The sequence below is a fragment of the Novosphingobium sp. 9 genome (assembly GCF_025340265.1).
Taxonomy (GTDB): domain Bacteria; phylum Pseudomonadota; class Alphaproteobacteria; order Sphingomonadales; family Sphingomonadaceae; genus Novosphingobium.
This window is the reverse complement of the sequence record NZ_CP022707.1, coordinates 2,586,648-2,600,195: the sequence shown is the minus strand read 5'-3', so window position 1 is coordinate 2,600,195 and position 13,548 is coordinate 2,586,648. Positions and strand designations below refer to the sequence as shown.

General features: G+C 65.4%; 13 protein-coding genes and 1 pseudogene. 8 read left to right on the top strand and 6 right to left on the bottom strand.

Annotated elements, in window-relative coordinates; genetic code table 11:
* The first annotated feature begins 3 nt into the window (after positions 1-3).
* Together CI805_RS12715 and CI805_RS12710 are read left to right on the top strand one after the other, a co-directional pair.
* Positions 4-1,169 (top strand): annotated as a pseudogene (locus CI805_RS12715) (RsmB/NOP family class I SAM-dependent RNA methyltransferase).
* Between the two features lie 13 nt (positions 1,170-1,182).
* The gene (locus tag CI805_RS12710) at positions 1,183-1,728 is read left to right on the top strand and encodes a tetratricopeptide repeat protein (RefSeq protein WP_260923913.1); all 546 of its coding nucleotides are present in this window, start codon (positions 1,183-1,185) and stop codon (positions 1,726-1,728) included.
* Between the two features lie 194 nt (positions 1,729-1,922).
* On the opposite strand, the gene CI805_RS12705 is transcribed toward CI805_RS12710, so the two are convergent.
* Positions 1,923-2,405 (bottom strand): RNA pyrophosphohydrolase, encoded by a 483-nt coding sequence (locus CI805_RS12705; RefSeq protein ID WP_260923910.1) that lies wholly within the window; start codon positions 2,403-2,405, stop codon positions 1,923-1,925.
* A gap of 149 nt (positions 2,406-2,554) precedes the next feature.
* The gene (locus tag CI805_RS12700) at positions 2,555-3,316 is read right to left on the bottom strand and encodes a phosphatase PAP2 family protein (RefSeq protein WP_260923896.1); all 762 of its coding nucleotides are present in this window, start codon (positions 3,314-3,316) and stop codon (positions 2,555-2,557) included.
* Positions 3,317-3,327: 11 nt separating this feature from the next.
* On the opposite strand from CI805_RS12700, the gene CI805_RS12695 reads away from it, so the two are divergent.
* From CI805_RS12695 to CI805_RS12685, 3 genes are all read left to right on the top strand, one after another.
* Positions 3,328-4,731: a cryptochrome/photolyase family protein gene (locus CI805_RS12695; protein WP_260923894.1), complete on the top strand. Its 1,404-nt coding sequence runs from the start codon at positions 3,328-3,330 to the stop codon at positions 4,729-4,731.
* A gap of 93 nt (positions 4,732-4,824) precedes the next feature.
* Positions 4,825-6,141: an SAM-dependent methyltransferase gene (locus CI805_RS12690; protein ID WP_260923892.1), complete on the top strand. Its 1,317-nt coding sequence runs from the start codon at positions 4,825-4,827 to the stop codon at positions 6,139-6,141.
* 10 nt (positions 6,142-6,151) lie between these two features.
* Positions 6,152-6,682: a hypothetical protein gene (locus CI805_RS12685; RefSeq protein WP_260923889.1), complete on the top strand. Its 531-nt coding sequence runs from the start codon at positions 6,152-6,154 to the stop codon at positions 6,680-6,682.
* Positions 6,683-6,716: 34 nt separating this feature from the next.
* Here the strand turns inward: CI805_RS12685 and CI805_RS12680 are convergent, their stop codons facing one another.
* From CI805_RS12680 to purF, 3 genes are all read right to left on the bottom strand, one after another.
* A complete protein-coding gene (locus CI805_RS12680) occupies positions 6,717-7,049 on the bottom strand; it encodes a PilZ domain-containing protein (RefSeq protein WP_260923886.1) in 333 nt (110 codons plus the stop codon).
* Between the two features lie 134 nt (positions 7,050-7,183).
* A complete protein-coding gene (locus CI805_RS12675) occupies positions 7,184-7,924 on the bottom strand; it encodes an SDR family NAD(P)-dependent oxidoreductase (protein ID WP_260923885.1) in 741 nt (246 codons plus the stop codon).
* 4 nt (positions 7,925-7,928) lie between these two features.
* Positions 7,929-9,389: an amidophosphoribosyltransferase gene (purF, locus tag CI805_RS12670; RefSeq protein ID WP_260923849.1), complete on the bottom strand. Its 1,461-nt coding sequence runs from the start codon at positions 9,387-9,389 to the stop codon at positions 7,929-7,931.
* A 386-nt stretch (positions 9,390-9,775) separates the two neighbouring features.
* On the opposite strand from purF, the gene CI805_RS12665 reads away from it, so the two are divergent.
* The 3 genes from CI805_RS12665 to CI805_RS12655 all read left to right on the top strand — a co-directional run bounded on the left by CI805_RS12665 (position 9,776) and on the right by CI805_RS12655 (position 12,148).
* A complete protein-coding gene (locus tag CI805_RS12665; RefSeq protein WP_260923846.1) occupies positions 9,776-11,017 on the top strand; it encodes a lipoprotein-releasing ABC transporter permease subunit in 1,242 nt (413 codons plus the stop codon).
* Positions 11,018-11,068: 51 nt separating this feature from the next.
* Positions 11,069-11,746: an ABC transporter ATP-binding protein gene (locus CI805_RS12660; protein ID WP_260927974.1), complete on the top strand. Its 678-nt coding sequence runs from the start codon at positions 11,069-11,071 to the stop codon at positions 11,744-11,746.
* Between the two features lie 117 nt (positions 11,747-11,863).
* Complete coding sequence (locus CI805_RS12655) at positions 11,864-12,148, top strand: hypothetical protein (RefSeq protein ID WP_260923843.1); 285 nt, start codon at positions 11,864-11,866, stop codon at positions 12,146-12,148.
* Positions 12,149-12,252: 104 nt separating this feature from the next.
* Here the strand turns inward: CI805_RS12655 and CI805_RS12650 are convergent, their stop codons facing one another.
* Positions 12,253-13,515: a GGDEF domain-containing protein gene (locus CI805_RS12650; RefSeq protein ID WP_260923840.1), complete on the bottom strand. Its 1,263-nt coding sequence runs from the start codon at positions 13,513-13,515 to the stop codon at positions 12,253-12,255.
* Between the last annotated feature and the right edge of the window lie 33 nt (positions 13,516-13,548).

Here is a 13,548-nt window from a genome sequence, read left to right as displayed (position 1 = left end):
GGCATGACCCCCGCCGCGCGTGTTCAGGCGGCGATCGAGGTGCTTGACCTCGTGATCGTCGCCGCCCGCTCGAACGGGGCACCTGCCGACAGGCTGATTACCGAGTGGTTCCGCGCCCGTCGCTGGGCGGGTAGTGGAGACCGCCGTGCCGTGCGCGAGCTGGCCTATCGCGCGATCCGTGCCTGCGGCGAAGTGCCGGTCTCGGGCCGCGCGGCGATGCTGCGGGTCGCGCAGGGCGATGAAGCGCTGGCGGCGCTGTTCGATGGCTCCCGCCATGCCCCGGCGCCGCGTGCGGCGGGGGACATGATCGCCAGCGAGGGCATCGCGCCCGACTGGCTGGTCGAGGCGCTGGCGGCGAGCGGGGTTTCCGGCGCCGATGCCGCAGCCTTGCTCGATCGTGCGCCGCTGGACGTTCGTGTAAATCCGCTGCGCGAAGGCGCGGTGCCCGAGGGCGGTGAGCCGGTCGCGGCGGCGCATGGCCTGCGCTATCCCCCGAAACCCGCATCGAACAGAGCGAGGCCTATACCTCGGGCCGGATCGAGGTGCAGGACGCCGGATCGCAGCTGACCTGCGAGGTCGTGGCGGCGCGGCCCGGAGAGACGGTGATCGACCTGTGCGCAGGGGCGGGCGGCAAGACGCTGGCTCTGGCCGCAGCGATGGACAATCGCGGCACGCTGATCGCGGCGGATACCGACCGCGCCCGCCTGCAACGCCTGCCGCCGCGCGCTGAGCGGGCAGGCGTGGCCAATGTCGAGACCGTGCTGCTCAACCCCAATCGCGAGGGCGAGGCGCTGGCGCGCTTCACCGGTGCCGCCGATGCCGTGCTGGTCGATGCGCCGTGTTCGGGCACCGGCACCTGGCGTCGTAACCCCGAGGCGCGCTGGCGGCTGACACCGGCCCAGATCGAGCGCTATGCCGCGATCCAGCAACGCCTGCTGGGTGTTGCGGCGCGGCTGGTGAAGCCGGGCGGACGGCTGATTTTCGTGACCTGTTCACTGCTCGACGCCGAAGGACGGACCCGCGCTGCGCAGTTCCTGGCCGAGCATCCGGGCTGGCGTGCGGAGCTGCCGCATCTCCCCGCCGGAACGCCGCGCGGAGACGGCATGCGATTGTCTCCGGCCCATGACGGAACCGACGGCTTTTTCGTCGCACGCTTCGTCAGGCTATGATAGCGTTTCGGTCATGAAGAGGATCTCGCCCTCGGCCAAGGACCTGTTGATGCGCTATACCCCCGTTGCCGTCGCACTTTCTCTCGCGATCGCGATGACGTCTTCCGTTTCGCTTTCGGTGCCGCCCGAAACGCTCGACCCGCGTGTCGTCAGCCTGCTCGATCAGGGTCGGGCGGCTGAGGCTGCGGGGGATCATGATGGTGCGGTGAGCGCTTACGAAGCCGCGCTGACGGTGCAGCCGGGCAGCGCCACCGTGCTGGTCGCGCTGGCAGGTGCCACGCGCGAGACCGGCATGACCGGCAAGGCGCTGCATTACTATCGCGATGCGCTGGCCCGCGATCCGCGCAATCTCGCGGCGATTTCGGGCGAAGGCGTGACGCTGGCCGAGAAGGGCGCGACCGACAAGGCGCGGGCTTCGCTGGCGCGGCTGGAAAACCTGTGCGGCAAGGACTGCGCAGGCACGCGCGAGGTAACGGCAGCGATTGCGCGTGGGGCGACTGCACCCAAGATGGCGGTCGATGCCGGGGCTGTCTCGCGCCCTGCGGTCACGGACAACTGATCGAGGCGCAGCGGCGCCGATTTACCTGAGATTGGGCCGGTTTATCTGACAGTGGAGGGCCGCTGACCCTAATCCGTTCGTGTCGAGCGTAGTCGAGACACGGTAGCGCTGCGGTGTCTCGACTACGCTCGACACGAACGGAAGAGGGGAGCCGGGGAAGGGGCAGCTCCGAAATGCCCCCTTGCCGTTCCTGTTCAGATCAGCGCCCGGAACTCGTCGAGCACGGCGCGGTAGACGCGCTTCTTGAAGGGCACGATCAGCTCGGGGAGCAGGTCGGGCTCGATCCACCTGAACTCGCAGAATTCGGCAGGCTTGTGGGCTTCGAGGTCGATGGCCTCGTCGGTGCCGTCGAAGCGGGCAAGGAACCAGGTCTGGCGCTGGCCGCGATAGCGCCCCTTCCACAGCTTGCCTATCAACTCGTCGGGCAGGTCGTAGAGCAGCTCCTCGCGCGTGCGGGACAGGATGGTGACATTCTCTTCGCGAACGCCGGTCTCTTCCCACAGTTCGCGCAGCGCCGCGTCCTTGAGGTCCTCGCCCTCGTCGACGCCGCCCTGCGGCATCTGCCAGAAATCGCCCTCGCGGTTGTCGATCCGCTTGCCGACGAAGACCTTGCCGGAAGCATCGACAAGCATCACGCCCACGCAGGGGCGGTAAGGCAGAGTCGCGAAGTCAGTCATGGTAGAGAGTATGTCCTTGAAATAGGGGGATGCTACGCGAAAGGGGCGGCGATACGGGATCGGCGCTTTGATCGTCAGGGCGAAGCATGCCGTGAAAATGGCGCATGTGTATCCGGTTGACCAGATCGTTTTGCGAGCGCGGCGATGAATTATCGCTCAGCCGTGGCCTTGCTGCCACCGGGGGAGGCGGCAGCATCGATCTTCTGGAACAGCGCGGCGGCGCCGAAGGCCCAAGCGGTTCCTGCGAGCAATCCTGCCACCACGTCGCTGGGCCAATGGACGCCCAGCCACACCCGGCTCCAGGCAATGGCCAGGCTCAGCAGCACGGCGCCTGCCACAAGTCCCCCACGCAGCGCGCGGCTTTGAGCAAACGCGCCGAAGACCAGCGCCATGGTGATATAGAGCAGCGCCGAATTCAGGCTGTGTCCGCTGGGAAAGCTCGATCCGCTGGCATGTACCAGATGCGGCACGATCTGCGGGCGCGGCCGCTCGACCGCGAATTTCACCAGCAGGCCGAACAGCGAGCCGCTGACGACTGTCAGCAGGAAGCGGACCGCCGCATGGCCGCGCTTCAGTCGCCACAGCACCAGCGCCGCCGCCACCGTGATGACCGAGCGCAGCAGCACCCCGCCCAGCGCCGTGAGGCTGACGGCCAGACCGTATAGCGCGTAAGGCCCGGTGGGCAGCAGGTGGGCGTCGCGCCAGATCAGCATGCCGGTCACGTCGAAGCCGATCAGGGCGTTGCTGGCGATCCCGGCGGCGATCACCGCAAAGGCGATCCAGCAGACGATGGCGATGAGCTTGGCCTGCTTGCGCGAAAGCAGCGGGGCGGCGATGTGTGAGGGGGCATGGAAAGGGTAAGGTCCGGTACTGTGGAAGACGATCTTGCGGAACGGCTTGCCCTTTTGCACGTTGCCCCGCGATGACCAAGCCTTCCGCGTCCGCTTCTCCCAAACCGATACTTGTCTGGCTGCGCCGGGACCTTCGCCTGTCCGATCAGGCCGCGCTGGCCGAGGCGGCTGCACGTGGCCCCGTGATCCCCGTCTACGTGCTCGATGACGAGACCGCGAAGCACCGGGCGATGGGCGGGGCCTCGCGCTGGTGGCTGCACCATTCGCTGGCCGCGCTCGATGCGGATCTGCGCGAGAAGGGCTCTCGCCTGATCCTGCGACGCGGTCCCTGCGACAAGGTGCTGGCCGATGTGGCAGAGGAAGTGGGGGCGAGCGAGGTCCATGCGCTGCACCATTACGAGCCGTGGTGGCGCAATGCCGAGCGGGCGGTGGGCAAAGTGCTCGACCTGCACCTGCATCACGGCAACTACCTCGCCCCGCCGGGATCGGTGACGACCGGGGCGGGCACGCCCTATCGCATCTTCACGCCGTTCTGGCGGGCCTTGCGAGACTTCATGCCGCCGCCTGAGCCGCAGCCGCGTCCACACACGCTTCACGCGCCCGGCACATGGCCGAAATCCGATAGGCTCGCCGACTGGGGGCTGCTGCCTGAAAAGCCCGATTGGGCAGGCGGCATGCGCGAGACGTGGCAGCCGGGCGAGGCCGGTGCGATGAAGCACCTGCGGGCCTTCGTGGACGAGGCGAGCGCCTACGAAAGCCAGCGCAACCTGCCCTCGATCGAAGGCACCTCGATGCTCTCGCCGCATCTGCATTTCGGTGAGATCTCGCCTGCGCGAATCTGGCATGCGGTGGCCGATGCGGGCGGGTCGGTGGACGTGTTCCTCTCCGAGATCGCCTGGCGCGATTATGCGCAGAATGTGATCTGCCAGTTCCCCGATTACGGCGGCACCTCTGCGCGTGAGCCCTTCGACCGGTTCCCGTGGCGCAGCGGCAAGGAGGCCGATGCCGCGCTTCGGGCATGGCAGCGCGGACGCACGGGCTATCCCATCGTCGATGCCGGAATGCGGCAGTTGTGGCACACCGGCTGGATGCATAACCGGGTGAGGATGATCGCTGCCAGCTTCCTCATCAAGCACCTGCTGATCGACTGGCGCGAGGGTGAGCGCTGGTTCTGGGACACGCTGGTCGATGCCGATTATGCCAGCAACGCGGTAAACTGGCAGTGGACGGCGGGTTCGGGTGTCGATGCCAACATGTTCGTGCGGATCATGGCGCCGCTCAGCCAGTCGGAGAAGTTCGATGCGGCAGCCTATATCCGTGAATGGGTGCCCGAACTGGCGGGGCTTTCCGATGCCGAGATCCACGACCCGTCGGACCGCGCCCGGCCGAAGACCTACCCGAAGCGCCTCGTCGAGCACCGCGATGCGCGGGAACGTGCGCTCGATGCATGGAACACTGCAAAATCCGCGAGATGACGTGTAGAACCGCAGCAAGGTTCGGGGGTTAAGATACGGAAAGGTCAGCACTCGCGCATTGCCGCAGCGGTGCGAAAGAGTCATAGGTCACTTATGAACGCACAGACTCCCGATCGCGGTGGGCAACTCCTTGCCGGAGGACGCGGCGTCGGCGTCGGCCCGCAGTGGCTGGCGCGGCTGTGGTCGGGCAGTGTGGCCCGCATGCTGGACCGGATCGACGCCAAGTTGCAGCGCGGCGCGGTGATGGCGACGCTTCCCAATGGCGAGGCGCGCCTGCTGGGCGGACGCGAGCCGGGCTTCACCTGCGAGGTCCACCTGCACAGCTGGAAGGCGCTGCTGCGCCTCGCGACGGCGGGGTCGGTAGGCTGGTATCAGGCCTGGGAAGCGGGCGAATGGAGCAGTCCGGACCCGGTGCCGCTGTTCGCGCTGTTCATGGACAATGCCACAGCGCTGGGAGACACTGCGCGGGCGCACGGGCCGTGGCGGCTTGTCGCACGGCTGCTGCACTGGCTGAACCGCAACACCCGCAAGGGGTCGGCCCGCAACATCCACGCGCACTACGATCTCGGCAACGATTTCTACGAGCAGTGGCTGGGCGAGACGATGATCTATTCCAGCGCGCTCTATTCCGCGCGGGAGGAAGGCCCCAACGCCATGGGCCAGTTCTTCAGCGAGCTGGACATGGCGCAGTCGGCCAAGGTCTCCGCCATCGAAGAGCGGCTGCATCTGGAGCCGGGTGCGAAGGTGCTGGAGATCGGCTGCGGCTGGGGCACGCTGGCGGCGTTCCTTGCCAGCCGCAATCAGGTCTCGGTCGATGCGATCAGCCTTTCGGACGAGCAGCTGACCTATGCCCGCCGCCGCTGGATCGCCGAGCGCGTGCCCGATCCGGCAGGCGTGGAGCCGGGCGAACTGGACTTCCGCAAGCAGGATTACCGCGACGTCTCGGGCCAGTACGATGCCATCGTCTCGGTGGAGATGGTGGAAGCGGTGGGGCGCTCCTACTGGCCCAGCTTCCTCGATTGCGTGGCGAAGAACCTGAAGCCGGGCGGACGCGCGGCGATCCAGTTCATCTCGATCCGACACGAACTGTTCGAATCATACGCCCACAGTGCCGACTTCATTCAGGCCTACATCTTCCCCGGCGGCATGCTGATCGACGAGCCCGAATTCCGCGCACTCGCCGAAGAGCGCGGCCTTTCGTGGGAGAACCGCCACGGCTTCGGCCTCGACTATGCCCGCACGCTCTACGAATGGCGCGAAAACTTCGACCGCGCAGTCGAGGACGGACGCCTGCCCGCCGGTTTCGACAGCCGCTTCGTGGACCTCTGGCGCTATTACCTCATGTACTGCGAAGGCGGCTTCATGGGCGGCGGCATCGACGTGGCGCAAGTGACGTTGGTGAAGGGGTAGGGGGAAGTCCGTGCGCTTCGTCGCTGCTCTGGTGTTGATAGTGCTGTCATGTGCAGGGTGCCACCCGAAACGTTCTGAAAGAAGTTCGCAAACAGTCGCTGCTTACGAGATAGCCGTTCCGACTGCGGGCGCGCGAGCGAAACTGCTGTCAATCTTGCGGCAAGCGGCGAAAGCGGCTGGCGGCCATCTCGATGCGAGCAGCGACGAGGAATTGGCTGAACTAGGCCGCGATATGCCGCAGGCCAAAATGACTGTTCATGCCGCGGTATGGCGAGGTTCAACTGATGAGGAAACGTGGGCGGTGATCATGGACCAGAGCGATCATCTTGGTCGCGTTTGGCTTATGTTCCTGAGAGGAGAGGATGAAGCCGCAGCTACTCGGTTTCGGAACTCCGCGATGGCCAACGTTCGTGCGAACTGGAAGCCGCTCTCTTTGCCTGTCATTGAAAATCGGTCCATCCCGCTGAGCCGAGATATGATCAGGACACCTGACGGCTATCGCCTCAATCCTTCTGCAGCATCACGATATGCCGCTAAGTAGTTGAGCCCCGACCGTTTGAGGAGCTGCGAGTAAACTAACGCCCATCCCATCGCGTATTCAGCGCTGCCAGTTCGTCCTCGCTCAGCAGGCGGTCGAAGGCGCAGCCGACGTGGCCGTTGTTCCACCACACCACCTTGCCGCGCATCGCTTCCATGCCGGGGAAGGTCAGCCAGCAGATCGTGCCGGGCACGATGCGGGTGATGGCGGTGGCGGAGTAGCCCGAGAGCGAGAGATCGCGCACGGCGGTCTGCAATGTCTTGCCGCCCGAGGCCCGAAGGGTCGCCGGGATCGAGATGCGGCTGCGGTGCGCGCTGCGGTCCTCCTGCGCGGCGTGCGCATAGGCTTCGGTTTGCGTGCGTTCGATCATGAAAGCTGCCCGTGTTGCGGTTCGGTTCGGTCACATCCGGCGTACCCGGCAGTGTCCAAAATCGAGACTCGCAAGAAAGGGTTACTATCGCGTTACCGTGGCGCGTTACCGGGGCGGAAGCTTCGCGCGGTGACTTACTTGGGCTGGTTCAGCGCCAGATGATGCCCGGTGGGGAAGTTCTGCCCCAGCAGGCCCAGCACCGCGTCGGCGACCGCTTCGGGCGGCTTGACCGAGGAGGGGGCCTCGCCCGGATAGGCGCGGGCGCGCATCGCGGTGCGGGTGGCGCCGGGATCGAGCACCGCAACGCGGATCTGCGAGGTCTTCTCGACCTCCTGCGCATAGCACTGGAGCAGCACCTCGAATGCGGCCTTGGTGGCACCATAGGCGCCCCAGTAAGCGCGGGGGCGCTGGGCGACGCTGGAGGTGAGGCCGATCACCCGCGCATTGGGGCTGAGGCGCAGCAGCGGATCGAAGTTGGCGATCAGCGCCTGCGTGGCCAGCACGTTGGTAGTCAGTGCCTTGTTGAAGGCGCGCTGGTCGATATCGACCACCGAGGTCAGCTCGGTGAGGATGGCGGCATTCACCACCATGATGTCGAGCCGGTCCCAGCGTGTTGCAAGCGCGCTGGCGAGCCGGGCGACGCCGTCCGGCTCGGCCAGATCGACCGGCGCGATGGTGGCGTTGCCACCGGCCTGGAAGATGGTCTCCTCGACCGCTTCCAGCGCCTTGGTGTCACGCCCGGTCAGCACGACATGCGCACCGGCGGCGGCCAGCGCGATGGCGGTGGCCGCGCCGATCCCCCGGCTGGCGCCGGTGACAAGCGCGATCTGGCCGCTCAGGTCGACGTTCAGGTCGGCAGGCGCTGCCTCGGTCAAGGCCTCAGGCGACCTTGCCGACTTTGACCGGTGCCGGGAAATCGCGCTCGGCGAAGTCGGTCAGCTTGGTGGGATAGTCGCCGGTGAAGCAGGCATCGCAGAACTGCGGGCACTTCGACTTGCGCTTTTCCTCGCCCACCGCACGGTACAGGCCGTCGATCGAGACGAAGGCCAGACTGTCGGCCTGGATGAACTCGGCCATCGCCTCGACATCCATGGTCGCGGCGAGCAGCTTGGAGCGCTCGGGCGTGTCGACGCCGTAGAAGCACGAATGCTCGGTCGGCGGGCTGGCGATGCGCATGTGCACTTCGGCAGCGCCGGCATCGCGCATCATCTCGACGATCTTCTTCGAGGTGGTGCCGCGCACGATCGAATCGTCGATCAGGATGATGCGCTTGCCTTCCACGATGGCGCGGTTGGCGTTGTGCTTGCGCTTCACGTCGGCATGGCGCGCCGCGTCACCCGGCTGGATGAAGGTACGGCCCACGTAGTGCGAGCGGATGATGCCAAGCTCGAACGGAATGCCGGACTGCTGGGCATAGCCGATGGCGGCCGGAACGCCGCTGTCGGGCACCGGGATCACCACGTCGGCATCGGCGAAGGCTTCCTTGGCCAGCTCGACGCCGATCTGCTTGCGCACCTGATAGACCGAGAGGCCATCCATCACCGAATCGGGACGGCTGAAATAGACGTGCTCGAAGATGCAGGGGCGCGGCGAGGGATCGCCGAACGGGCGGTGGCTGGAGATCACGCCCTTGTGATCCACCTGCACCAGTTCGCCCGGCTCGATCGAGCGGATGAACTCGGCACCGACGATATCGAGCGCGACCGTTTCCGAAGCGAAGACGATGGCATCGCCGATGCGGCCCATCACCAGCGGACGGATGCCCAGCGGATCGCGGCAGGCCATCATGCCCTCTGCAGTGGTGCAGATCAGCGAATAGGCGCCCTCGACCATGCGCAGGGCATCGACGAAGCGATCGAGCAGGGTGGGATAGCGGCTGGTCGCGACGAGGTGGATGATCACCTCGGTGTCGGAGGTCGACTGGAAGATCGAGCCTTTCGACACGAGATCGCGCTTCAGCGTCATCGCGTTGGAGATGTTGCCGTTATGCGCGATCGAGAAGCCGCCGGCGGCCAGATCCGCGAACAGCGGCTGGACGTTGCGCAGGCCCGAGCCACCGGTGGTGGCATAGCGCACGTGGCCCGAGGCCATGCGGCCGGGCAGCGTTTCCAGTTCCTTGTGGCGGAACACCTGCGCCACGTGGCCAAGGCCGCGGTGCGAGTGGAATTCGGAGCCCGAGAAGCTGGTGATGCCCACCGCTTCCTGTCCGCGATGTTGCAGGGAATGAAGGCCCGCAGCCGTGATGGCCGCAGCTTCGTTGGCACCGATAACGCCGAAGATGCCGCATTCTTCGCGCAGCTTGTCCCCGTCGGCATCGAGAAAGGGGTGTGTCATGTTCATGGAATCGTAGGGCCCGCTTGCCGCTCACAATGTGCCGCGCATTTGGCTGGGATCGCCCGGAAAAGCAAGGGGCAGGGCAGACAGTTTGCCCCACTGTGTCCTGACCCGTGCTTTTGACAGGGCGATGACGGCGAAAAAGGCGGGAACTTTCGCGGATCGCGCGGGTTTGGGAAGCCCGCTATGCTCCTGCCGCTGTCACGTTGCTGTCCGGTATTCGCCTTGACGTATCCGCCGTATTTCCGCTTTCCCCTGCGTGTTCATCCTCTCGCAAGGGCGTCTCGCGCAGTTCATCGCCGTCCGGCATCGCTCCATCGGGGCATTGCCAGTGCCCTGCCTGCACCGTAAGGCGCGTTTCTATCAATCCCGATCACAGGCGGACCTGACGCTTGATCCTCTCTTCCTTCGAATGGACCATCGCCAAACGCTACATGATGCCCGGCAAGGGCGAGCGCTTCATTGCGCTCGTGGCGGGGATCAGTTTCGTGGCGGTCATGCTGGGCGTGGCCGCGCTCGTTATCGTGATGAGCGTGATGAACGGCTTTCGCGGCGAACTGTTCGACAAGATCGTCGGGCTGAACGGCCATGCGATTGTACAGGGCTACGGCAACCGGCTCGACAACTGGCAGCAGATCGTGACGCAGGTGCGCAAGACGCCGGGCGTGACGCATGCCTCGCCGCTGATCGAGCAGCCGCTGATGGTGACGTTCAACGGCAGGACCGAGGCGATCCTGCTGCGCGGCAACACGCAGGCGGATATCCACAATCTGGATGCCAAGGTGACGGCTGGCGATATCGGCTCGCTGCAACCGGGCGCAGAGAATGTGGCGATCGGCTCGGAACTGGCGCGCGATCTGGGCGCGCAGGTGGGCGATGTCATCACCATCATCAACCCGGCAGGCCGCGCCACGCCCTTCGGCACGGTGCCGCGTCAGGTCGCCTATCATGTCTCCGCGATCTTCGAGATCGGCATCTATGATTTCGACCAGTCCTACGTCGTGATGCCGATCGCCAACGCCCAGCAACTGCTGCTGATGGGTGACACTATCGGCAATATCGAGGTTTCGGTGAAGAACCCCGACGATGTCGGCACGATCCTCGCCCCGCTGAAACGCGAACTGGCGGGGCTCGCGCAAGTGTCTGACTGGCGGCAGATCAACTCCTCGCTGTTCGAGGCGCTGGCGGTGGAGCGCGTGGCGATGTTCACGATCCTGTCGATCATCGTGCTGGTGGCGGTGTTCAATATCCTCTCCTCGCTGATCATGCTGGTGCGGGCCAAGACGCGCGATATCGCGATCCTGCGCACGATGGGGGCGACGCGCCGTTCGCTGCTGAAGGTCTTCGTGACCACCGGCTTCTGCATCGGTGCGATGGGCACGGTGGCGGGCGTGTGCATCGGCTTCGTGTTCCTCTATTTCCGCCAGCCGATCGTCCACGCGGTGGAGATCGTGACCGGGCAGAACCTGTGGGATCCCTCGATCCGTTTCCTGACAGAACTGCCCTCGCGGCCTGATCCGGTGGAGATCACGGTGATCTGCGTGATGTCGCTGGTGTTCAGTTTCCTCGCCACGCTCTACCCGGCCTTCAAGGCGGCGAGCACTGATCCCGTGCAGGTGCTGCGCTATGAATGATGTGACCGTTTCCGCCCCCCCGTTTCCGCCGCTGACGTGCCTTCGGCTGCCATGGAGGCCGGGCCTGCCGTGCGCCTCGAAGGGCTGACCCGCAGCTTCTCGCAGGGCGGTGTTACCATAGACGTGCTGCGTGGCGTGGACCTGACCATCCGCCCCGGTGAGATCGTCGCGCTGCTGGGCCCTTCGGGTTCGGGCAAGTCGACGATGCTGCAGGCGATCGGCCTGCTCGAAGGCGGTTTCGGCGGGCGGATCGAGATCGCCGGGATCGATGCCTCGAAGCTGGGCAAGGATGCGCGCGCTGCGGTACGGCGCGACTATATCGGCTTCGTCTACCAGTTCCATCACCTGCTGCCCGATTTCAACGCGATCGAGAACGTGGTGCTGCCCCAGCTCATCACCGGGCGTTCGCGGCCCGAGTGCGAGGCGCGCGCCACCGAACTGCTCACCGCGCTGGGGCTTGGCCAGCGGCTCGACCACCGGCCCAGCAAGCTGTCGGGCGGCGAGCAGCAGCGCGTGGCGGTGGCCCGTGCGCTGGCGAACAAGCCCCGGCTGGTGCTGGCCGACGAGCCGACCGGCAATCTCGACGAAAGCACCGCCGACAAGGTCTTTGCGCAGTTTCTCGAACTGGTGCGCGGCCAGGGCAGCGCGGCACTTGTCGCGACTCATAACGAGCGATTGGCCGCGCACATGGATCGCGTGGTGCGTCTGCACGAAGGTGTGCTTGCCTGACGGTTGCGTTCCTGTTTGATTCAGGTGTGTGCGTGCAGGAAGAGCATGCAACATGTGTGCGCCTTTGCACGTTCACGATTCTATAGACATGCCATTGCCAATTGAGAGGACGTTTAGATGAGCGACAACCCGACCACGATTCAGGGTGGTCCTTTTGATGAAGTACCCGGCTGGGACGACAGCGCCGAACTGCACCGCACCAACGATGGCGGCGGTGTGCTCAACTTCTTCAAGGCCATTCGCCGCGATACCACGGCCAACCTGATCCGCTACGTCATGCATCTGAATGATGATGAGCAGGCCCATTACGCCATCCAGAAGGACGGCGACCGGATGCTCCAGATCGGTGACATTCGCCGCCTCTACCGCCGCAGCGATTTCCCGCGCGGGGCACAGGGCTGATCACCCAGGCTTCGACGGCGCCGTGCCTGCCAACCGGCAGAGGCGCGGCGCCCGTCCTTTCGCCCCCTTTACTTACCCCACAAGGAATGACGCGACCGGCCGCCCTATAGCTGGGCGAGGCGCCGTTTCCGTGCAAGATCGATGGGCACGGGCGCGTTCTTTTCCGAAGGCGCCAGCGCCGAAGCTGACGGCGGCAGATCGTCGACGCTGGGCAGAAGCCCTGCGGTCATGGTTCGGTTGCGTCCGGCGCGCTTGGCTTCGTAGAGCGCTTCATCGGCGCGGGTGAGAACGGCATCCCAGCGCTCCTCGTCTCCGGGATGTTCGAAAAGTGCGATGCCCAGGCTCATCGTCGCGCTGTCATGCGTATCGTCGAGGTGATGGCGCATGGCTGCAAAGGCATGGCGCATCCTTTCCGCCTGCGTGAAGACGGCGACGTGATCGTCGGCATCCAGCACCGCCAGAAATTCCTCGCCACCAATCCGGAAAACGCAGTCGCTGCCAAATATCGATCGCGCGGCCTCAGCTGCCCCGATGATCACACGATCTCCGAAAGCGTGACCGTACCGGTCGTTGATGGTCTTGAAATGGTCGATATCGAGTGCGACCATCGCGCGGACCTTGCCCGTCCGGCACGATGGAAGCCCTGCCATATGCGCATCGAGCGCACGCCGGTTGCCGATTCCGGTGAGCGGGTCGACTTGCGCCAGCCGCAGATGTTGCGCCGCCAGTTGTTCCCGTCCTAGCGCGGTCATGAACAGGCCCAGCAACATGCCTTCGATCACGATCTCCAGATTGAAGAAGATGATGGTCGGCGCAGTCGGGGGCAGGGGGCCGAGCGGGGCGGGCAGCGAAAGCGAGAACGGCAGGCGCAGCACGTCGATCATCGCAAAGGTCGCGAAGATGCCGTAAAGGATGTTGGCCGAAGGCAATTCCGGCGCCCGCATTCGCTTGAATTCCCGCGCGATCAAGGCGTTGAAGGCGGCCATCAGGGCGATGCGGGGCATCATCGAGAACATCTGCGTGGGGTCTGTGTGGCTGGCGAACGTCAGCGAAAACGCAAAGCACCCGAAACAGGCCAGTAGCGGCAGGACCAGCACCGGGGATCTTCCGGCTGAAACCCGCGCGGCCTGCCAGGCCGACACGTAGACCAGCAGGATCAGCAGCCAGCCGATGCGGATCGCCCATAGCGGCTGCATCACGTCGGGGTAGCCCAGCAGTACGCCTGCCGGGATCGCTATCGTGAAAGGCACCGAAAGCCATGTTCGCTGCGCCGGGCGGCCGTCCTTTATCCAGGCGAGCACGATCGCCAGCCCCATGATGAAGGACAGCGCTGTGCTGCACGCGACGATGGTGGTGATATCGGGCATTGTCCTCACCCGCCCTGCAAGGGGTACGGCAAA